12 protein-coding genes are annotated in these 15,704 nt (G+C 43.1%); 10 read left to right on the top strand and 2 right to left on the bottom strand.

What is annotated here, in order from left to right:
• Window positions 1-9: 9 nt before the first annotated feature.
• Entirely contained in the window at window positions 10-948 is a 939-nt protein-coding gene (locus IGI92_RS14200) for an ABC transporter ATP-binding protein (RefSeq protein WP_005233685.1), read from the top strand.
• Between the two features lie 30 nt (window positions 949-978).
• On the top strand, window positions 979-1,977 hold the full coding sequence (locus IGI92_RS14195; RefSeq protein WP_008379437.1) for an RNA-guided endonuclease TnpB family protein: 999 nt from the start codon (window positions 979-981) through the stop codon (window positions 1,975-1,977).
• A gap of 145 nt (window positions 1,978-2,122) precedes the next feature.
• Here the strand turns inward: IGI92_RS14195 and IGI92_RS14190 are convergent, their stop codons facing one another.
• Window positions 2,123-2,953: an NUDIX hydrolase gene (locus IGI92_RS14190; protein ID WP_301387826.1), complete on the bottom strand. Its 831-nt coding sequence runs from the start codon at window positions 2,951-2,953 to the stop codon at window positions 2,123-2,125.
• A gap of 50 nt (window positions 2,954-3,003) precedes the next feature.
• Entirely contained in the window at window positions 3,004-3,279 is a 276-nt protein-coding gene (locus tag IGI92_RS14185; RefSeq protein ID WP_034872151.1) for a hypothetical protein, read from the bottom strand.
• Window positions 3,280-3,635: 356 nt separating this feature from the next.
• Here IGI92_RS14185 and metG point away from each other — a divergent pair, with 356 nt between their 5' ends.
• The 8 genes from metG (at window position 3,636) to IGI92_RS14145 (ending at window position 15,693) form a co-directional block, all read left to right on the top strand.
• On the top strand, window positions 3,636-5,642 hold the full coding sequence (metG, locus tag IGI92_RS14180) for a methionine--tRNA ligase (RefSeq protein ID WP_005233704.1): 2,007 nt from the start codon (window positions 3,636-3,638) through the stop codon (window positions 5,640-5,642).
• A gap of 262 nt (window positions 5,643-5,904) precedes the next feature.
• Complete coding sequence (locus IGI92_RS14175; protein WP_086332708.1) at window positions 5,905-8,583, top strand: cation-translocating P-type ATPase; 2,679 nt, start codon at window positions 5,905-5,907, stop codon at window positions 8,581-8,583.
• A gap of 171 nt (window positions 8,584-8,754) precedes the next feature.
• Window positions 8,755-9,183, top strand: coding sequence for a hypothetical protein (locus IGI92_RS14170; protein ID WP_005228008.1), 429 nt, complete (start codon window positions 8,755-8,757; stop codon window positions 9,181-9,183).
• A gap of 484 nt (window positions 9,184-9,667) precedes the next feature.
• A complete protein-coding gene (gene abc-f, locus IGI92_RS14165) occupies window positions 9,668-11,170 on the top strand; it encodes a ribosomal protection-like ABC-F family protein (protein ID WP_086316601.1) in 1,503 nt (500 codons plus the stop codon).
• Between the two features lie 469 nt (window positions 11,171-11,639).
• Complete coding sequence (locus IGI92_RS14160; protein WP_086298266.1) at window positions 11,640-12,713, top strand: ABC transporter ATP-binding protein; 1,074 nt, start codon at window positions 11,640-11,642, stop codon at window positions 12,711-12,713.
• On the top strand, window positions 12,713-13,594 hold the full coding sequence (locus tag IGI92_RS14155) for a carbohydrate ABC transporter permease (protein ID WP_086298263.1): 882 nt from the start codon (window positions 12,713-12,715) through the stop codon (window positions 13,592-13,594). Before IGI92_RS14160 ends, IGI92_RS14155 begins: the two co-directional genes overlap by 1 nt.
• Before the next feature lie 4 nt (window positions 13,595-13,598).
• Window positions 13,599-14,417 (top strand): carbohydrate ABC transporter permease, encoded by an 819-nt coding sequence (locus IGI92_RS14150; RefSeq protein ID WP_005228015.1) that lies wholly within the window; start codon window positions 13,599-13,601, stop codon window positions 14,415-14,417.
• Window positions 14,401-15,693: an MBL fold metallo-hydrolase gene (locus tag IGI92_RS14145; RefSeq protein WP_005228016.1), complete on the top strand. Its 1,293-nt coding sequence runs from the start codon at window positions 14,401-14,403 to the stop codon at window positions 15,691-15,693. The genes IGI92_RS14150 and IGI92_RS14145 overlap by 17 nt, the downstream gene beginning before the upstream one ends.
• Window positions 15,694-15,704: the final 11 nt, after the last annotated feature.

Genomic DNA, 15,704 nt, shown 5'->3' with positions numbered 1-15,704 from the left:
GAGAAACGGTTGGAAAAAGTTTTACTTGAAGTAAAGAATCTCAAACAATATTTTAACGTTGGCCGCAAAGACGAAGTCAAAGCCGTCGATGATATCTCCTTCCAAATCTATGAAGGAGAAACCTTTGGTCTAGTAGGTGAATCCGGAAGCGGAAAATCGACCACTGGACGGACGGTGATTCGTTTGAATAATCCTACCGGAGGCGAAGTTCTTTTTGATGGACAAGATGTTATGAAAATCAAAGGCAAGAAACCGCTGGCTGATTTTCGCCGGGAAGTTCAAATGGTCTTCCAAGATCCTTATGCCTCCTTGAATCCACGGATGAAAGTTCGCGACATTATTGCCGAAGGGATCGATATCAACGGATTAGCTAAAAATGAAAAAGAACGCAATGATCGGGTGGATGAACTCTTGCGAACCGTCGGACTAAACCCAAGTCATGGGACCCGTTATCCTCATGAATTTTCAGGGGGACAACGTCAGCGGATCGGAATCGCCCGAGCATTAGCCGTCGATCCAAAATTCATCATTTGTGATGAACCGATCTCGGCATTGGATGTTTCGATCCAAGCCCAAGTTGTCAACTTGCTGCAAGATCTGCAAGAAGAACATAAATTGACGTACTTGTTTATCGCCCATGATTTATCGATGGTCAAACACATCAGCGATCGGATCGGCGTGATGCACAACGGCAAACTGCTAGAAGTAGGAACCAGTGATGAAATCTATCATTACGGGGTCCATCCGTATACTGAAAGTCTTTTATCAGCGATTCCGCTGCCAGATCCTGACCATGAGCGTCAACGCAAACGGATCAAATACGTCAGCGAACCAAACGATAACCAAGAACGAGCAATGGAAGAGATCGCACCAGGACATTTCGTTTATGCCACGAAACAAGAAGCCAAGATCTACCAAGAAAAGTTAGCACAAAAAAAGGGGAACTAGCGTCAAAGGTATAGGGAGTGTTAGGAGGAGATGAAACTGGGTGTTTTAAAAGCATACAAATTTCGGATCTATCCTAATGGACAGCAAAAACAGTTTTTCATCGAAACCTTCGGCTGTGTTCGGTTTACGTACAATCAACTGCTGGAGGCGAAGATGGAGGAGCTGGCCAACAATGAAGCAAAGCAAGGGTTGACGCCAGCCAAACTAAAAAAGGAGTATCCTTTTTTGAAGGAGACCGATAGTTTGGCATTGGCGAATGCACAAAGGAATCTGGACCGAGCGTTTCGAAATTACTTCCAAAAGCGGGCTGGCTTTCCAAAAATGAAAACCAAAAAAAGTATTTGGCAATCGTATACTACGAATAATCAGCAGCACACCATTTACTTTGAAGAGGATCAAATCAAGCTGCCAAAGCTCAAAACACTGGTTCCAGTAAAAAAGCATCGGGAAATCAAAGGGAAAATCAAATCGGCAACGATCTCAGCGAAAAACAATGAAGAGTTTTATATCTCGATTCTTTGTTTGGAAGAGATCACACCACTCCCGAAACAGCAAGCGTCTATCGCAGTTGTTTATGATCCGCAGCAGCTGATCAAAGCCAACCAATCGGTACCGGTCACTTGTGAGCATGCGATCCAAACAAAACAGAAGCTGACACGAGCAGAACGCAAACTTCAGGTGAAAGCTACGGCGGTCAAACGGAAAAAAATCCTTTTGACTCAGGCACGAAATTATCAGAAGCTAAAAGGAAAAGTCGCTCGCCTCTATCGTTTTCACTGCTGTCAAAAGCGGGAATTCATCGATCAAGTCAGTTATCATCTCGTAAAACAGTACGATACGATCTATTTGGAACAAATTGCTGAAGAAACGGTTCTAAAAGCCGGTCATTACAGCATCAGCGACTGGCATCAGTTTGTTCGCAAAATCCAGTACAAGGCTCAGTGGTACGGCAAAGAACTGCGTTTTGTCACGTTGGACACGCAGGACCAACAGAAGCTGGAACGGCTCTCAGGCGAAATGAGCAGCTGATCCGCTTGAACTGGAAGGAACGCCAGGGATCGCCTAGGGTATAGAAAAAATCTTTATGATTTTTGTTTCTAGGAACCACGTTCACTAATTATGATTAACCAGCAACCCCTTGCCAAACTACAGTTTAGCAGGGGGTTGTATTTTTTTACATTTTATCACCTAAAAATGCGTCATTTAAGCGATAGATCTTTGAGGGACGCCCGATGCCAACGGGCTTTTCGCCGACCTCCGTAAAATATTGAAGCATGGATTTTTTAAAGTTGGAATGATCGATCATTTTAAAATCGATCCCTAAAAACTTGGCGAATACTTTGCGGGCTTCCGTGATCGAAAAATCTTTGCCTAACACAAGAAGCACTTGCGGCTCGTGTTCCATCTTGTTGGCAACCCGTTTGAAGGCTTTGAGAATGATCGCGCTGTGGTCAAAAGCCAGCGTATCTTTTCCAACAGAGGCACCAGTCACCAGGTCAAGAATGATCTCGATCTCACCGCTGGTCAAATAGATTTGATTGGCTTTTCTTTCCAGAGAAAACCAGCGTACCTGATTCGCATCGTCCCCAGCACTTAAGGGCTCTTCACCAATAAATGCCAAATAGCTGACGGTGATTACCCACCCACGCGGATCACGACCAGGGGTGCTGAAGGTGTGCAGCTGTTCGATGTTTTGTTTGGAGATGGTGACCCCGATCTCTTCTTGGGTTTCACGGATCACACTTTGGCCTGTCGATTCATTCGGATTGACGAAGCCCCCCGGCAATGCCCAAGAATTGCGGAAGGGATGGCCTTTTCTTTGGATCAGCGCAATTTTGAGTTGTTCTTCTTCTTTGTTGTAACACATCAACACCATATCGACGGTTACGGAGGGTTTCTCGTATTTCGGCTGATCTTGTGTCTGATACCACGTAAGAAAGTCTGCTTCAGAAGCTTCTTTCTCATAGTAGTGTTTTTCAGCTGATTTTGAGGTAAATTCTTTCATTGGTTTCTCCTGCCTTAGATAAAGTAAGTAACTGAGCGCGATGGTTTTCCTTAACGGAAAAAATAAGGAACGATCAAATTAATGAAAAACAGTGCGAGATAAAGCCAAGAAGACCGAGGGTGTTCTTTGAGTGCTAAATAGCCCCAAAGAGCGATCCATAGCAGAAAAGCTACCCGTAGGATTGCCAGCGCTGTCGCAAAAAGCGCCGCGTAATCATGGCTGTTGAAGTAAGCAAACAAAAAGGGGTAACCTGTGGTTGAAAAGAGCAAGTGCCCCACAGAAAGCGCGGTTAAAAGCAAAAAATGCTGTTTGTTTTTTCGAGTCATAGCGTTCCTTTCTATAAGAGAAGTCTTCCTCATTATAGCAAAAGAAGTACCTGTTAATCAAAGAGAGATAAAACACCTTTATTTCTTATGAGATTCGTTGTCAGGATCAGATTCTTCCCCTAGAACATTGAAGTGAACGGCTATCTGCGCTATGATAATTAGTAGAAAAGAAATACTCAAATCTGCTGGTTTATTTGCTGCGTTTTAAGGACGAAAACGATTCCTTTGCTTCTTTTAGAGCATGAAGAAAGGTCTTATTATGTCCGCTTTTTTGATTAAATTTATAGCATTTTTGGGTTGCGAACTGTATACTACCTAAGTATACACTTTACTAGTGAAAAGGAGGACTTGCGTCCATGGCTGAAAAAGAAACATTCTATATTACGACGCCAATTTATTATCCAAGCGGCAAGCTGCATATCGGGAATTCTTACACGACGATCGCTTGTGATGCGGTAGCACGATACAAACGATTGATGGGCTTTGATGTCTTTTATTTAACGGGTGTCGATGAGCACGGTCAAAAAATCGAGAAAAAAGCAGAAGAACTTGGCGTAGATCCGCAAGAATACGTCGACAAAATGGCAGCTGACGTCAAGAAATTATGGAACACACTAGACATCAGTTATGACAAATTTATCCGTACAACGGATGACTACCATAAAACAGCCGTTCAAAAAATCTTCCAGCAATTGCTTGATCAAGGAGATATCTATCTTGGTGAATATGAAGGCTGGTATTCTGTTTCTGATGAAGAATACTTTACTGAAACGCAATTAGCAGAAGTTTACCGAGATGAAGAGGGCAAAGTCATCGGCGGCAAAGCGCCAAGCGGTCATGAGGTAGAATTGGTGAAGGAATCTTCTTATTTCTTCCGCATGAGCAAATACGCCGATCGTTTGGTTCAATACTATGATGAACATCCAGAGTTCATTCAACCAGAATCACGCAAAAATGAAATGCTGAATAACTTCATCAAACCAGGTTTAGAAGACCTGGCTGTTTCCAGAACGACCTTTAAATGGGGCATTCCTGTCACGGCTAGTCCTGAACACGTGGTGTATGTTTGGATCGATGCGTTATCTAACTATATTACGGCATTAGGCTATGGCTCAGAGGACGATTCCTTGTTCCAAAAATACTGGCCAGCTGACGTGCATATGGTTGGGAAAGAAATCGTGCGTTTCCATACGATCTATTGGCCAATCATGCTGATGGCCTTAGACTTGCCCTTACCGAAAAAAATCTTTGGTCATGGCTGGTTGATGATGAAAGACGGCAAGATGTCGAAATCAAAAGGCAATGTCGTTTATCCAGAAATGTTAGTGGAGCGCTACAGCTTAGATGCGTTGCGTTACTATCTATTACGGGCGGTTCCTTTTGGTAGCGATGGTGTGTTTACACCAGAAGATTTCGTTTCTCGTTTGAACTACGATCTAGCCAACGACTTAGGCAACCTGCTGAATCGGACGATCGCCATGATCAATAAATATTGTGATGGCTTAGTGCCCGATTATGCCTCAAAAGTAACGCCTTTTGATAGCGAGCTGTCAACGACTGCGGCCAATGTGGTTGGTCGTTACCATGAAGCCATGGATAAAATGGAATTCAGTACGGCATTGTCAGAAGTTTGGACATTGATTTCCCGTGCCAACAAATACATTGACGAAACCCAACCATGGGTGTTAGCCAAAGAAGAAGAAAAGCGCGCGGAATTAAACAGTGTGATGGTTCATTTGGCGGAAAGCTTACGCATCGTTGCGATCTTATTGCAACCGGTGATGACAGAAACACCAGCCAACATTTTCCAACAATTAGGATTGGCTTCTGTTGCCATGGATCTGAAAGATTTACGCTTTGGTGAATTTCCAAGTGGCACGAAAGTCGTTGCCAAAGGCACACCGATTTTCCCTCGGTTGGAACTTGAAACAGAAGTAGCCTACATCCAAAAGAAAATGGCTGAAGGGACACAAAGTCCAGAAGAAACAGTCAAATGGAATCCAGAAGAAACCACATTGCAATCAGACAAAGCCGAGATCAAATACGAAGACTTCGACAAGATCGAATTAAAAGTGGCAGAAGTCGTTGATTGTCAAAAAGTCAAAGGGGCCGACAAGCTGCTACAATTCCGCTTAGCTGCGGGAGATGATCAAGATCGTCAAATTTTATCGGGGATTGCTGAATTTTATCCAGAACCACAAGATTTGATCGGCAAAAAAGTCGTGATCGTTGCCAACTTGAAACCACGGAAAATGCGGGGGCAAGTCAGCCAAGGAATGATCCTTTCTGCAGAAGACAATGATGGTCGCCTGCAAATCGTGGAAGCGCCAAAAGGCATGCCAAACGGCTCGGTCATCGCTTGATTTTTAGGAGAAATTCTTTGTTGAATTTCAGCGAAAATAAAATTGCCAGACCCGAAAAGTTTTTGTATAATGTAGGTTATTGATATGAACATGAGGGAGTAATTGGCGGATTTTATCTGCGGCAGTATCACCATCCTGAAAGAAATTTCTGGTGCTGTCTTAAACAGTGAGACTTATGTATGCTTAGACAGTGCATACATAAGTCTATTTTTTTTCATATCATGTACAATAAAGGAAGAGTAAGTATAAAAGGAGGAGAAACATGTCAGAAGAAAACAAAAAGGAGCAGCTATCGCAGGCGTTTTATGCGCAAGAAGCGCAGCATGTTCTGGAAGAAATGCAAACAGATGCCAATGGATTAACGAACGATGAAGCGCAAAAACGCTTATCTGAGTATGGTCCCAACGAATTAGAAGAAGGCAAAAAGAAATCGATGGCACAAAAATTCTTTGAGCAATTCAAGGATTTGATGATCATCGTTTTGCTAGCGGCGGCGATTATCTCAGCAGTCGTTTCCCATGAAGTCGTGGACTCAATTATTATTTTAGCAGTTGTCATTATCAACGCGATCATGGGTGTTGTTCAAGAGGCAAAGGCAGAGCAGGCCATCGAAGCACTAAGAGAAATGTCCACACCAAATGCCAATGTCCTGCGTAATGGTCATACCGTCACCATCAAGAGCGATGAATTGGTTCCGGGGGATATTGTCCTATTAGAAGCTGGCGATGTCGTACCGGCAGATTTACGCCTCTTAGAAGCAAGTTCGTTAAAAATTGAAGAAGCCGCTTTGACCGGTGAATCCGTACCAGTCGAAAAAGAATTGACTGTCATCGAAGGGACGGATGTCGGGATCGGCGATCGCGTCAATATGGCTTATTCAAACAGTAATGTGACCTATGGCCGCGGAAAAGGGGTCGTGGTCAATACAGGGATGGGAACCGAAGTTGGGAAAATCGCTGGCATGCTAGCTAGCGCCCAAGAAACCGAAACACCATTGAAACGTAACTTAAATGAACTAGGAAAATTCCTGACGATCGCCATCATTATCATTGCAGTGATCATGTTCTTTGTTGGAACGATCTTTAACAATACGTCATGGGTCGACATGCTATTGACTTCGATCTCATTAGCAGTAGCGGCGATCCCAGAAGGGCTGCCAGCGATCGTAACGATCATCTTAGCCTTAGGTACGCAAGTAATGGCGAAACGAAATGCAGTGATCCGTAAATTACCAGCGGTTGAAACCCTTGGGGCAACGGATATTATCGCTTCTGATAAAACTGGTACTTTGACGTTGAATCAAATGACCGTGGAAAAATTGTATGTCAATAACAAACAACATGCTGCTTCAGAAGATATTCCGTTAGACAACATGGCATTAAAAGTCATGAACTTTGCCAATGATACAAAATTTGGTGAAGAAGGCAACTTGATCGGTGATCCGACCGAGACCGCATTGGTGCAATTCGGGATGGATCAAGGATTCCATGTGCGGGATCTCGTCAATCAAGAACCACGGATAGCGGATCTGCCCTTTGATTCTGACCGAAAACTTATGAGTACGATCCACCAACAAGAAGACGGCCGCTATTTAGTTGCTGTCAAAGGTGCACCGGATGTCTTACTAGGCAGAACCTCAAAAGTACTATTGGATGGCCAAGAGCTACCAATGACGAATGAAGAAAAAGAAAAAATCTTATTCAACAATACCGATATGGCAAAACAAGCGCTGCGGGTATTGGGAATGGCCTACAAATACGTAGATCAAGTGCCAGAAAACTTAGAATCAGAAATCGTCGAAAATGATTTGGTCTTTGCTGGCTTAGTCGGAATGATTGACCCAGAACGGGCAGAAGCAGCCGATGCGGTACGTTTAGCCAAAGAAGCTGGGATTCGTCCCATCATGATCACCGGAGACCACCGGGATACAGCTGAAGCCATTGCGGGACGTTTAGGGATCATCAAACCGGGCGATGATGATGCTGTCTTGACCGGCGCTGAACTCAATAAAATGAGCGAAGAAGAGTTTGCCCAAAAGGTAGCCCACTATTCAGTCTATGCGCGGGTATCGCCGGAACATAAAGTCCGCATCGTCAAAGCTTGGCAGCAAGAAGGCAAAGTCGTTGCCATGACCGGTGACGGGGTCAACGATGCACCATCACTGAAGCAAGCCGATATTGGTGTTGGCATGGGGATCACAGGTACCGAAGTTTCTAAAGGTGCTTCCGATATGGTCCTAGCAGATGACAACTTTGCTACGATCGTCGTAGCAGTGGAAGAAGGACGTAAAGTTTTCTCCAATATTCAAAAAGCGATTCAATACTTGCTAGCCGCTAACCTAGGGGAAGTTTTGACCTTGTTCTTAGCAACCTTGTGGGGTTGGGACTCGCTATTGCCGATCCACTTGCTTTGGATCAACCTAGTAACGGATACCTTCCCAGCAATTGCCTTAGGAATGGAGCCTGCTGAAAAAGATTTAATGAAGCATGCACCGCGGGGACGCAGTTCCAACTTCTTCTCCGGTGGTGTGATGAGTAGTATCATCTACCAAGGGATCTTAGAAGCGGCAACCGTGCTGTTCGTTTATTGGTCAGCGATCCAATGGCCCGTTCACAATACGTACGATGCGATCCATGCCGATGCCTTAACGATGGCCTTTGCCACGTTAGGATTGATGCAATTGTTCCATGCCTTCAACGTCAAATCGATCCATCAGTCGCTCTTTAAAGTAGGAGCATTTAGAAACAAAGCCTTCAACTGGGCGATCCTGTTGTCCTTTGCGTTGATGCTAGTGATCTTCATTGTGCCAGGATTAAACGATATCTTCCGTGTCGCACACCTTGACTTGTATCAATGGGGCATCGTTTTAGGCGCCTCCTTTGCGATCATTCCAGTCGTTGAGATCGTCAAAGCGATCCAACGAGCAATGGGACGCAAATAAGCCAAAAATAAACAGAAAAACAACGAATGGTCTGCTGTCCTTCTCCATGGGCAGCAGGCCTTTTTTTGCTGGATTATTTTCGATAAACCCTATGGCTGTTTCTTGACCTTTTCATTTGCAGCAAGAAACGGTAAAATAGAAGATAATAACAAAGAAAGTAGGGGACCCACTGTGCGACCAAACTTAGGTTTTTATGTACAAACAATCAACGATCTTGTCAAAGAAACAGAAGCAATCGGGGAGAAAATGAATCCCAATTATGAAGAGATCCGCAAAGCGATCGACGAGAAGAAAGAAGCAGAGGTAACACCTGAGCGGCTAGCTGAGATTACCAGAATTTTTAAAGAAGGCACGGACAAATACCGCTTGATGCTGGAAAAAATCAGCAAATTGCGTCCACCAGCGAATGTGATGGGGATCCATAAAAAATTCGAGCGAGCGTATATGAAATATGTTGCCGGCTGTGATGAGATGATTTTGAGTCTGGATAACAAAATCGACCAAGAAGCCTTTGATGCAGCTGAAGCTAAGCAAGATGAAGCAACGGACGAAATTTCTTTTGCTATCCAACGGATGACCGCTTTATTGTTAAAAAAATGATAAACATTCAAGTTAAACAAGAGTTATTTAATTTAACTGTTATGTTTTTCACATGTAAAGTTTTTTTATCGGAGGTATAATGAATTCACAACCAACAACCTTTTTATTTTTCATTTTACTCCTTTTGCCATCAGGACTAACCAACCTGATGGTTTTTTTTGTTTTTTAATGAAGTGTTTCCATCAAAAGCGGGGATAGTTTGTGAACAAAATATAAAGTTGAAATAGCAAGGAATAGCAAGCTTGCGCTTTTTTGTCGATCAATGCTATACTTAGGGCACTATTAAACGAAATGAGGGATCCTCCATTGAAAAATTAACCAATTTGTTGAAAGCTGCATGAAACTGTTCCTCCAAGGGGATAGTCTGCAGATTTTCAGGATTGGTTGACTTTTTCAATGGAGGATCTTTTTGTGTACCTCTAAAAACTGATTCTGAAAATAGCTTTAGTCTACTCTATTCCGTGAATAGAGACGAGGTATATTTATGTCTAATATCAGTATTAATCATTTAACTTTTGGCTTTGATAGCCAGGAACGGTTGCTTTTTGAGGATGCCAACTTGAACCTTGATACTCAATGGAAATTAGGGTTGATTGGCAGAAATGGTCGCGGCAAAACGACCTTGCTGCGTTTGCTGCTCAATGAATTGCCGTATAGCGGCTCGATTACCCATGAGCAGCAATTCGTTTATTTTCCCTTAACCGTCGCTGACGATCAGCAACTGACGCTTTTTGTTTTACAAGAATCCGGTGAATTTGAGCAGTGGCGTTTGGAACGAGAATTGAACCTGCTGCAACTTGATCCAGAAGTTCTTTGGCGGCCCTTTGCCACTTTATCTGGCGGCGAGCAAACGAAAGTTCTATTGGCGCGTTTGTTCGTTGATGAAGAGAATTTTGCTTTGATCGATGAGCCAACCAACCATTTGGATGTGACCGCTCGCCAACATGTTGCCCGCTATTTGCAGCAAAAAACCGGGTTTATCGTTGTGAGCCATGATCGACAGTTTGTCGATGAAGTCGTCGATCATGTATTGGCGATCGAAAAAAGCCGCTTGGTGTTGTACAAAGGGAATTATTCAGTTTATGAACTGCAAAAGCAGCAAAAAGATGCCTATGAGCAAGAACAAAACAGCAAGTTGAAAAAAGAAATCGGTCGTTTGAAGCAGACGGCAGCCGAGAAAGCGGAGTGGTCCCGAGGACGCGAACGGGACAAATTAGGGTCGCCGACCAAAAAAGGCAGTGGGGCAATCTATGATACGGGGGCGATCGGTGCCCGAGCGGCACGGACCATGAAGCGCTCGAAAGCGATCGTTAAACGGATGGAAGATCAAATTCAAGACAAGTCTGCGTTGTTAAAAGACATTGAGTGGATCGATCCTCTGAAAATGACCCCGCTTGTTAGCCATCATGACGTGTTGCTGGAAGCAGAGCATTTTCAGCTCGGCTATGAGAAGCCTTTGTTTAAACCGCTGACGTTTGCGATCCGTCAAAAAGAGCGCTTGGGGATTCAAGGGGCCAACGGATCTGGCAAGTCCAGTTTGATTGCGAGTATTTTAGGTACTTTCGAAGGACAGCAGACAGGGACGATCAAAACAGCCCATGGGATCACCATCAGTTATGTTCGACAAAACTACGAGGACAATTGTGGGATGCTGACAGAGTTTGCCCAAGAACATGGCTTGAATTATCAAGATCTGCTAAATAATTTGAAAAAACTTGGCTTGGAAAGAGCTGTTTTTCAAACGCCGATCCAGCAAATGAGCATGGGGCAGCGTAAACGCGTGGAACTAGCCAAATCATTAGCAACACCAGCAGAATTGTTTATCTGGGATGAACCTCTGAATTATTTGGATGTCTTCAATCAGAAGCAATTAGAGGAAGTAATCCATTTGGTGGAGCCTTCTATGCTGATCATTGAACACGACCGTTATTTTCTTGAGCAAGTCTCAACGAAATTGCTGACGTTGACGATCGATGAAGTCGAATAACTGAAGGGGAAAAAGGACGATTGTTTTCTTTGGGAAAACCGTCCTTTTTTGTTATTTTAATCGGAGAGATACTGACGATTTTAGTAAGTATTTAATAAGGGTGCTTTTGATAAAAAAGCTGTGTAAAAATAGTGTTATTATACACAGGTATGTATATTTGATAAAATTCATTCATTTTTTCATGAAAATTTTCGAAAAATGACGAAATGTTCGGGATTAGCGGGTAGAATTCCCTTTGAATCACTCATTGTTTTCTCATTGTTTGGTAAATTAATTAAAAATTCTTTCATAATTCCCATTGGTTTTTACAAAACATTTACAATAATAGTATCGAATAAAAACATTCGTTTGTTATGATTAAAATCGAATTTCTTTGAGCGTTTGACCGAAACATCAAGAGTTCGTTTTTTTTGTGACTTGAAATGCCAGTCAACTATTCGGAGGAAAAAGAGAAAATGGAGGGGCAGTTTTGATAGAAGTAGTCGGGTTGAAGAAGGTTTTTGATAATAAGTTCGAAGCCTTGAAAGCAGTAGATTTTACAATAGAAAAAGGCGATTTGGTTTGTTTGTTGGGACCTAGTGGTTGCGGGAAATCGACGATATTGAATTTGATCGCGGGGTTGTTAAGTCCCACCGATGGTGATATCCGCTTTAATGGTACTTCCGTTGTTAAGACGGAGCCGAAAGACCGCAATATCGGGTTTGTTTTTCAGAACTATGCCCTTTATCCCCATATGACTGTGTTAGAAAATGTCATGTTTCCACTGACAGTCGGAGAGAAAAAGATCAAGAAAAACGAAGCACAGAAAATTGCTGAAAAGTTCATGAAACTGACCAATATTGAAGAGTTAAGTCAGAAAAAACCAGGAACCCTTTCTGGCGGACAGCAGCAACGGGTAGCGATCACGCGTGCCTTGGTGCAAAGTCCAGAAGTCTTACTACTGGATGAACCATTAAGTAACTTAGATGCCCGTTTGCGCTTGAAGATCCGTGAAGAGATCCGTCGGTTAGTCAAAGAAGTGGGCATCACCACAATTTTCGTGACTCATGACCAGGAAGAAGCTCTTTCTATCAGTGATAAGATCATTTTGATGAACGAGGGGATCATTCAACAAAATGATGATCCGCAAAACCTTTACTTAGAACCAAACAATCTTTTCGTAGCGAAATTTATTGGTAATCCAATCATCAACATCTTGCCAGTAGAAGTCAAAGAGGGACAAATGATCCATCCTGCCTTTACTGTACCAGTTGCCCGTTTTACCGACATTCGCTTCAAGAAACCATTAACAGACGGCCAATACACGTTAGGCATTCGTCCAGAAGATGTGCTGACCACCTTGCAAGCAGGTTTGTTCCAAACGGAAGTCAAGAGTGTGGAGCTGATCGGACGAGAACGAATCTTGAACTTTGATCTGGCTGACAAACATATGAAATCGATCGTTAGTATTGAAGAAATCATTGAAGAAGGCGCGCAAGTGTCATTTGATTTTCATTACAAAAAAGCCTTTATCTTTGATGAAAAAGGAGAGCGGGTCTACTAATGTTCAAAAAAAATTATAACCCTGAGAACCAACCGAAAGCATGGCTGTTTTTACTGCCTTCATTGGTCATTATTTTCTTATTCAGTGTATATCCGCTGTTTCGTTCCTTCATCATGAGTTTCCAAAAAGGAACCTTGATTAACCAACAGTATGCTGGGGTTGAGAACTATCAAAGGGTTTTAACGGACCCAGTCTTCTTTCGAGCACTGCAAAATACGGCGCTGTTTGCTTTTGCGGTCGTGCCGATCTCGCTGGTTCTCTCATTAGCGATTGCTTGGATCATTTTTGAAAAAGTCAAATACAAAAGTTTTTTTGAAACGATCTTCTTTATGCCTTATGTCACAAGTACGATTGCGATCGGGATCGTGTTTCGTTACTTTTTCAACGGCTCTTACGGGATCATTAATTATCTACTAGGTCTTGTCGGCATTGCGCCAGTCAATTGGCTAGATAACGTCAATATGAGTATGACGACCTTGATCATCTTCGGCGTTTGGACGAGCCTCGCCTTCAACATTATTATCTTGTTGGCAGGAATGCGCAACATCGACAAAGAACACTACAAAATCGCAAAAATGTTTGGCGCTACCGATGGCGAGATTTTTCGGAAAATCACCTTTCCGCAATTGATCCCAACTTTTGCTTTCTTGTTGACGGTCAATCTGATCAGTGCCTTTAAAGTCTATACCCAAGTATACGCCTTGTTTGGCGGCCAGCCAGGGATCGCCCGCAGTGCAACGACGGCAGTCTTTTATATTTATGACAAATTCCATATCGCCGGACGTCCGGGGATTGCAATGGCGGCAACCGTGATCTTGTTCATCATTATTTTGCTCGTCACCTTTATCCAAAATAAACTTTTGAAGAAAGTGGGCGAATAAACGAATGAAAAAAATTGTCACGATTGTTTCGATGCTGTTTTTAGCAATTTTAGCAGTGATCACGCTGTTTCCCTTTGTCTATATGATTTTAGCTGGTCTAATGACCTACAGTGAAGCAACCAGTATTCCACCGACGATCATGCCAGAGTCTTTCCAGTGGAGCAACTACGGGGAAGTCTTTACCCGAGCACCGTTTTTACGCTACTTCTTTAATACGGTCTTCGTTTCTGCGGTGACGACTATCGCGACGCTGATCACTGCGATTCTAGCTGCCTTTGCATTGACTAGTCTTGAATTCAAATACAAACGGTTAGTTATCGGATTGATGATCTCGTTATTGATGGTTCCTTATGAATCCATCATCTTTACCAATTACAATACGATTGCTCGAATGGGCTTATTGAATACGTATAGTGCCTTGATCATTCCGTTTCTGACCAGTATTTTTTACATCTATTATTTAAACGGTTATTTACAAAGTATTTCTAATACCTTTTATAAGGCAGCCAAAATTGACGGTGCCAGCGACCTAGCTTATATCCGCCGAATTTTGATCCCCATGTCTAAACCAGCCTTGGTGACAGTCGGGATTCTGACGTTCATCTCTAGCTGGAATTCTTTCTTATGGCCGTTGTTAGTGACGAATGAGAAAAAATACCGTCTCTTAAATAATGGATTGGCTGCCTTTACCACAGAAAGCGGCAGTGACGTTCATTTACAAATGGCGGCAGCGACCTTGACCGTCATTCCAATTCTGATCATTTACTTGATCTTTAGAAAAGAAATTATCAAAGGAGTGGCTAAAGATGGCATCAAAGGATAAAACAACGATCACCTTCCATAGCGGAATTTTAACGATTGGAGGAACCGTCATCGAAGTTGCGTACAAAGATGCCCATATCTTTTTTGATTTCGGTTCGGAGTATCATCCAGAAACACCCTTACCAGATGAAGAATTACAAACGTTAGTTGCGCATCGCTGGATACCAGAACTGAAAAATGTCTACGATCCACGCTTAGACTACACGTACCAAGGAAGCGAAACGAAAGAATACCAAGAAACAGCAGTTTTTCTTTCCCACGCCCATCTGGATCATTCCAAGATGATCAACTTTTTAGACCCAAATATTCCTATGTACACCTTGAAGGAAACCAAAGCGATCCTCGAAGTGTTGAATCAAAAAGGGGACTTCTTGCTGCCCGTTCCTCATGAAGAAAAAAGCTTTGTCCGTGAATTGATCGGCTTAGAACCCCATGATGTGATTCGGGTCGGGGAAATCGAAGTCGAGATCATTCCAGTCGATCATGATGCGTACGGTGCGGCAGCTTTGTTGATTCGCACGCCAGATCATTTTATCGCTTATACCGGTGATTTGCGTTTGCATGGCTATCATCCAGAGCGTACCAAAGAATTCTGTCAGTTAGCCAAACACACGGATTTATTGATGATGGAAGGGGTCAGCATCAGCTTTCCAGAAAGAGAACCGGACCCCAAAGCGATCACAGTGGAAAGTGAAACAGAATTGATCGAGACCTTCGTGCGTTTGGTCAAAGAAAATCCCCAACGACAAATTACTTTCAATGGCTATCCAGCCAATGTCGAGCGCTTTATGGCGCTTGTTGAAGCCGCGCCGCGGACGGTTGTTTTAGAGGCGACGCAAGCTGCTTTGTTGAAAGAAATTTTCAATAAAGATGTACCGTTCTATACGATCGATGATCAAGTACCAGCGACTCTCGATCCAGCCTTCGCCATTTCTTATCAGGCATTATGTGCCGACACGAGCCAGTACCTTTGGCAAGCAGTCGCGCATTTTGAAAACTTGCAGACGGGTGGTTTGTATATTCACAGTGATGCGCAGCCGTTAGGCGATTTTGATCCAGCTTATCAAGTCTTTTTGGATCAATTGGCAGCACTGGAGATCGAATTTGTCCGTTTGCCAAACTCGGGACATGCGAAACCAGCTGATTTAGATCAGATCATTGCATGGATCGAGCCCCAACGATTGGTTCCAATCCATACGCTGAAACCAGAAAATCTGGTGAATCCGTATGGTGAAAGAATATTGCCGCAACGCGGTGAAAAAATTATTTTAGAGTGATAGAGGAGAGG

Source organism: Enterococcus sp. DIV2379 (genome assembly GCF_050542965.1).
Classification (GTDB): Bacteria; Bacillota; Bacilli; order Lactobacillales; family Enterococcaceae; genus Enterococcus_D; species Enterococcus_D entomosocium.
This window is presented reverse-complemented; position numbering and strand designations above follow the sequence as displayed.